4 protein-coding genes are annotated in these 5,792 nt (G+C 72.7%); 3 read left to right on the top strand and 1 reads right to left on the bottom strand.

The features are described from left to right. Positions 1–716 precede the first annotated feature (716 nt). Positions 717–1,553 (top strand): M23 family metallopeptidase, encoded by an 837-nt coding sequence (locus SACPADRAFT_RS0208435; protein WP_007026192.1) that lies wholly within the window; start codon positions 717–719, stop codon positions 1,551–1,553. Positions 1,554–1,781: 228 nt separating this feature from the next. Here the strand turns inward: SACPADRAFT_RS0208435 and SACPADRAFT_RS0208430 are convergent, their stop codons facing one another. After that, positions 1,782–4,286, bottom strand: coding sequence for a UvrD-helicase domain-containing protein (locus SACPADRAFT_RS0208430; RefSeq protein WP_007026191.1), 2,505 nt, complete (start codon positions 4,284–4,286; stop codon positions 1,782–1,784). Between the two features lie 216 nt (positions 4,287–4,502). Between SACPADRAFT_RS0208430 and SACPADRAFT_RS0208425 the strand changes: the two genes are divergently transcribed. After that, positions 4,503–4,823 carry a chorismate mutase gene (locus SACPADRAFT_RS0208425; RefSeq protein WP_007026190.1) on the top strand — a complete coding sequence of 107 codons (321 nt, stop codon included), beginning with the start codon at positions 4,503–4,505 and terminating at the stop codon, positions 4,821–4,823. A 79-nt stretch (positions 4,824–4,902) separates the two neighbouring features. Continuing rightward, positions 4,903–5,217, top strand: coding sequence for a hypothetical protein (locus SACPADRAFT_RS0208420; protein WP_007026189.1), 315 nt, complete (start codon positions 4,903–4,905; stop codon positions 5,215–5,217). Positions 5,218–5,792: the final 575 nt, after the last annotated feature.

Genomic DNA, 5,792 nt, shown 5'->3' with positions numbered 1-5,792 from the left:
CGATCGGCAGCAGCGCGAGGGCGATCAGCCACCCGGCGGCCGCGAAGCCGGGCTCGGCGCCGCGCACGACCGGCAGGACGGCGCCGAGGGAGAGCAGCAGCGCGGCGAGTGCCCCGCACGCGAGCGCGGGGATCAGCACGGCCCCGTGCGGTGCGTCCCGTTCGTCCCCCGGCGGCGCACCGGGGGCGGACGGTTCCGGTGGACGCGGATCGGCCCTGGTCCCTCGTCGTGCTCCGATCGTTCACCTCCGTTCCCGGTGCAGGCCCGTGGCCCCGGCACCGTCGGCCTCGGCGGATGCACCGACGAGAGTAGCCAGACCGCTCCTCCGGCGCCCGTTCGTCGGGTGCCGGAGGCGGGACCGGTCCACTCCACGGCGGACGGCGTCCGGCCCCCGGCGAACGCCGGTCCAAACCCCCGGTTGCCAAACTGTGACTCACGTCACTCTACCCTGAGAAAACCCTGTCTACCGTGCGCTGTTGCTCCGCCACCGGAGCCACGCGCACGCGACTCGACCGTCCGGACGCGACCGGCGCCTTGCCCCCGGCGCGACCGTCTGGTTACTGTCCCGCAGTCCCCATTACGGTCAGGTCACGAACAGGCTGGCCCGGCGAGACCTTCGGGACTCGCCGTGTCACGAGCGGTACCCCGACACCGCTCACCGGGATCCCCCGCCCGGCGTCTGGACCTGACTTCCCCGAGTAACGGAAGGCGCAGTCTTGGCTCGACACCGCTCCCCCGGCGGCCAAGCTACTTCCCCGGCGCTCGAAGAAGCACTGGACGGTGCGGTCGTTCGGGTCCGGGGTTCGCACCGGCTTCCCGCACCCTCGTCCGCACTGCGGGGCCGGGTCGTCGTCGCCGCCGTCGCGGCGGGCGCATTCGCCGCGGCAGCCGCCGGTCAGACCCTGCAGAACTCCCGCGACTCCGCCGAGTCGCACACCGACGTGACCCCGCTGGCCAACGCCAGCGACGCGAGTACCGCACTCACCGCCGAGCCCGAGGCGTCGGGCACCGGCGGTGACGGCACCAGCGCGCCCGTGCTGCTCCAGCAGTCCCGCAGCACCGACGCCGACGCCGAGGCCCGCAAGCTCGCCGAGAGCGCCGAGGTCACCCAGGCCCGGCTCGAGCGCGAGGCCGAGGCGGCCCGGAAGGCCGCGGAAGAGGCCGCCCGACCGAAGACCGTCTCCCCCGCCCAGGGCCTGTTCACCTCCGGTTTCGGCGCCCGGTGGGGCACGACCCACTACGGCATCGACATCGCCAACATGATCGGGACCCCGATCCTCTCCGCAGGCGACGGCACCGTCATCGAGGCCGGGCCGGCCAGCGGCTTCGGCCTGTGGGTCAAGGTGCAGCAGGACGACGGCACGATCCACGTGTACGGGCACATCGACAGCTACTCGGTCTCCGTCGGCCAGCGGGTCGAGGCGGGCGAGCAGATCGCCGTCATGGGCAACCGGGGCCAGTCCACCGGACCGCACCTGCACTTCGAGGTGTGGATCGGTGGGTCCAAGGTGGATCCGAGGGCCTGGCTGGCCGAACGCGGCGTGTACGTCTGAACCACCGACCGGTCCCGGCCGTCCCGTGACCGCCGTCCCCGTGTCCCGGACCCCGTGTGCCACCGCGCGCCCCCTTCGCTCCCGACGTTCGAACCTCTGTTCGATCGCCACTCTAGCGGAGGGGGCCGACAGAATCGTCTCTCCGGACGGACTTCACCGGATCGGACCACGTCGGATCCGGTGAGCCGGTCCCGGTGAGGGCGCGCACCACGCCGCGGGAGCCCGGGGTCAGAGCTTGGTCAGCGGGACACTGCCGATCAGCATCAGACGAACGGTACCCGCGGCGCCGAAGTCGATCGTCGCCGTCGCCCTGGGGCCGCTGCCCTCCGTGGCCACGACGGTGCCGAGCCCGTACTTGTCGTGGTTGACCCGGTCACCGACGTCCAGTTTGAGCGCCACGGTGTTCTTCCAGTCGGTGCGGCCCGGGCCACCGAACGTCGTCCGGGAGCCGTTGGCGGCACCGGCACCGGCACCGCCCGCGGACCCGGCCCCGAGCCTGCTGCTCCAGCTGCTCGCCGCCCTGGGGGAGCCGTTGCCCCCGCCCGACGGCTCGCGCCTGCGCCAGTCCAGGAACTCCTCCGGCAGTTCGTCCAGGAAGCGGGAGGCCGGGTTGCTCACCGGCTGCCCCCAGGCCGTGCGCACCAGCGCGCGGGAGACGTACAGCCGGCGCTGGGCGCGGGTGATCGCCACGTAGGCCAGCCTGCGTTCCTCGGCCAGCTCCTTCGGCTCCCCCAGCGCCCGCAGGTGCGGGAACACGCCGTCCTCCCAGCCGGTGCAGAACACCACCGGGTACTCCAGCCCCTTGGCCGTGTGCACGGTCATCAACGTGACCACGCCCCGGTCGTCGTCCGGCTCGCCCTCGGCCTCGTCGGCGCCGTCCGGTTGCGGCACCGAGTCCGCGTCGGCGACCAGCGAGACCCGCTCCAGGAAGGCGGCCAGCGAACCGGGTTCGGGCACCTCCACGGTGTCGTTTCCCCCGGTGTCGTCCCCCTCGACGACGACCTGCCCACCGGCGGTGTCCCCGTCAGCGGTGTCGTCCCCTCCTCCATCCCCGGCGGTGTCCCCGTCTGCGGAGCCCGCCGCGGCGCCACGGGCGAACTCGGTGAACTCGCGCGCCACGGTGATCAGCTCGTCGAGGTTCTCGACGCGCGAGGCGTCCTGCGGGTCGTTCGACTCCTCCAGCGCCGCGCGGTAGCCGGTGCGGTCGAGCACCGCCTCCAGCACCTCGGCCACCTCGGTGCCCGCGTCGACCAGTTCGGCCAGCCCGTCCAGCAGCTCCACGAACGCGGTGACCGCCTTCCGGGAACGGGGGTTGAGCGGCTCCACCCCACCGTTCGCCGCCTCCCGCAACGCCGCGGCGAACGAGATCCGTTCCCGGTCGGCGTGTGTGGCGAGCACCGCCTCGGCACGGTCGCCGATCCCGCGCTTGGGCACGTTCAGGATGCGCCGCAGGCTCACCGTGTCCTCCGGGTTGGCCAGCACCCGCAGGTAGGCCAGCGCGTCGCGGACCTCGCGCCGTTCGTAGAACCGCACCCCGCCGACCACCCGGTAGGGCAGGCCGAGCCGGATGAAGATCTCCTCGAACACCCGGGACTGGTTGTTGGTGCGGTAGAACACGGCCACGTCGGAGTAGTCCGTGTCGCCCTCGTCGACGAGCGCGTCGATCTCCGAGGCGACGAACGCCGCCTCGTCGTGCTCGGTGTCGGCGACGTAGCCGACCACGCGTTCGCCCTCGCCCGCGTCGGTCCACAGCCGTTTGTCCCGCCGGTTCGGGTTCCGGGCGATGACCGCGTTGGCGGCGGACAGGATGGTCTGCGTCGAGCGGTAGTTCTGTTCGAGCAGGATCGTGCGCGCCGACGGGAAGTCGCGTTCGAACTCCTCGATGTTGCGGATGGTGGCGCCGCGGAAGGCGTAGATCGACTGGTCGGCGTCCCCGACGACGCACAGTTCCGCGGGCTCGACCCCGGACTCCGTGGCGGCGGTGCCCACCAGCTCCCGGACCAGTGTGTACTGCGCGTGGTTGGTGTCCTGGTACTCGTCCACCAGCACGTGCCGGAACCGGCGCCGGTAGTGCTCGGCCACCGCGGGGAACGCCCGGAACAGCTCGACCGTGCGCATGATGAGGTCGTCGAAGTCCATCGCGTTCGCCTGCGCCAACCTGCGCTGGTACTCGCGGTAGGCCTCGGCCGCCCGACGCTCGAAGTCCGTGGTGGCGGACTCCGCCGCGGCGTCGGCGTCGATCAGCTCGTTCTTCAGGTTCGACACGTGCGTGGTCAGCGCCCTGGCCGTGTACCGCTTGGGGTCCAGGTCGAGATCCCGGCCGACCAGCGTCATCAGCCGCCTGCTGTCGTCGGCGTCGTAGATGGAGAAGCTGGACGACATCTCCAGCGTCGCGGCCTCCCGCCGCAGCAGGCGTACGCACATCGCGTGGAACGTCGACACCCACATCGCGTTCGCCCGCCTGCCGACCAGCTCGGCCACCCGCTCCCGCATCTGCGCCGCGGCCTTGTTGGTGAACGTGATCGCCATGACCTGACCGGGATGGACCCCGCGTTCGGCGAGCAGGTACGCGATGCGCCGGGTCAGCACGCGGGTCTTGCCCGAACCCGCGCCCGCGACCACCAGCAGCGGTGAGTCCGCGTGCTCCACCGCGGCGCGCTGCGCGGGGTTGAGGTCGTCGAGCAGGCCGGGGTGCCGACGGGGTTCCGGGGGGAGGTCGAACAGGGTGCTCATCGTGGCGTCCAACCTACCTGGGGCCCCCGACACCGGGACCGTGTGGCATACTGGCCCTGTGCGGTACGACGCGTTCCGATTTTTCTACGGGAACCGGGCTCCGGCTCCCGTGATCGTGTAGTGCCCAGCAGTCATCACGAAGCCCCGGAGTCCACGGACCCGGGGCTTTCCTCGCCTCGGGCCGAGACACGGACTCTCCGACCAGCGGAGGTCATGATGAACGCGAAGGTCGACGAGACGGCCGAGACCCCCGAAACCCCCGGAGTCCCCGACTCCACCGGAGTCCCCGAGACGCCCGAGGAGGTCGACGCGCTCCGGCAGGAGATCGATCAACTCGACGCGGACATCCTGCGGCTGGTGAAGCGCCGGGCCGAGGTCTCCCGCCGGATCGGCGCGGCGCGGATGGCGGCGGGCGGCACCCGCATCGTCTACAACCGCGAGATGGACGTGCTGGCGCGCTACCGGGAACTGGGGCCGGAGGGCAGGCAGCTCGCGATGGCCCTGCTCGAACTCGGCCGCGGGCGCCTCGGCCGCTGACCCGGCCGTCCGGGCCCGGCCACCGATCCGCCCCGCGCGCTGCCACCGGCGGTGTCGCCCGCGGCGGCACACTGGAGGCATGGACACCATCATCGACGTGCTCGCGTTCGTGGTCGCTCTCGCGGGCCTGCTGGCCACGCTGGTCCACGGCGGGTATCTCGCCATGCTGAACAGTGCCGCCACCAAGCGGGCGGGCGGCGCACCCGTCGCCCGGTACGTGCGCTCGCGTGTTCCGGTCGCGGCCGGGACCACCGGGGTCGCCGTGCTCGCCCTGCTGTTCTCCCTCGGCGGCGTGCCGTTGGACGTGCTGGCGATCCTGCTGGGCGGAGGATCCGGCGCGGTGGCCGTGCAGGCGCTGCGTTCCACCCAGGAGCGCTACCGCAGCGGCGGCTGACCGAGCACCGGGTGCCGCCGTCGGGACGGGCGGGGGCGGCACCGGGGGTACCGGTACCGGGCCGATACCGCTCGGTAGGGGCCCCGACAGGGTGAATCCGGATGATCGTTTGCTGTCCTGAGCCGCCGGAGCGGCGTTCAACTCCTACTCTGCTTGGCGTGAGTTCCCCGGACGACACACCGGCGGAGCCGCGGCCCCGTCCCTGGACGGGGGCCGGGGACTCGCGGCCGGTGTGACGACACCCGGCACCACAGGCGGAACAGGAGGAGGCGGCCATCCGGTATGAGCGGCAGGCCTGACATCCCCGAGCACCATCGCCCGACCGCCCCGGCCGGGAGCACGACGCCGTGCGGCACCGGTTCCGGCCCCCAGGTCACACCCCCCTCGACGACCGTGCGTGCCCGGCCCCGGCACTCGCCCGCCCCGGGCACGTGGACCCCGGCCACACCGGCACCACGGACGCCGAACGAGACGACGCTGCCGGGCAGGGCCGTCTCCGGGACGCTGCCCGCTCCCCCGTCCCGCGCCGCTCCCGTGCCGCCGCCCGGCCACGCCATTCCGTCCTCCGGGACCCC

It is taken from the genome of Saccharomonospora iraqiensis subsp. paurometabolica YIM 90007, assembly GCF_000231035.2.
Lineage (GTDB): Bacteria > Actinomycetota > Actinomycetes > Mycobacteriales > Pseudonocardiaceae > Saccharomonospora > Saccharomonospora paurometabolica.
The sequence above is the reverse complement of the archived record's forward strand: the minus strand, read 5'-3'. Positions and strand labels throughout refer to the sequence as shown.

Excerpts from the sequence above, each read along its gene's own strand:
- SACPADRAFT_RS0208425 (WP_007026190.1), top strand. The coding sequence starts at position 4,503 with ATGAACGCGAAGGTCGACGAGACGGCCGAGACCCCCGAAACCCCCGGA.
- SACPADRAFT_RS0208420 (WP_007026189.1), top strand. The coding sequence starts at position 4,903 with ATGGACACCATCATCGACGTGCTCGCGTTCGTGGTCGCTCTCGCGGGC.
- SACPADRAFT_RS0208430 (WP_007026191.1), bottom strand. The coding sequence starts at position 4,286 with ATGAGCACCCTGTTCGACCTCCCCCCGGAACCCCGTCGGCACCCCGGC.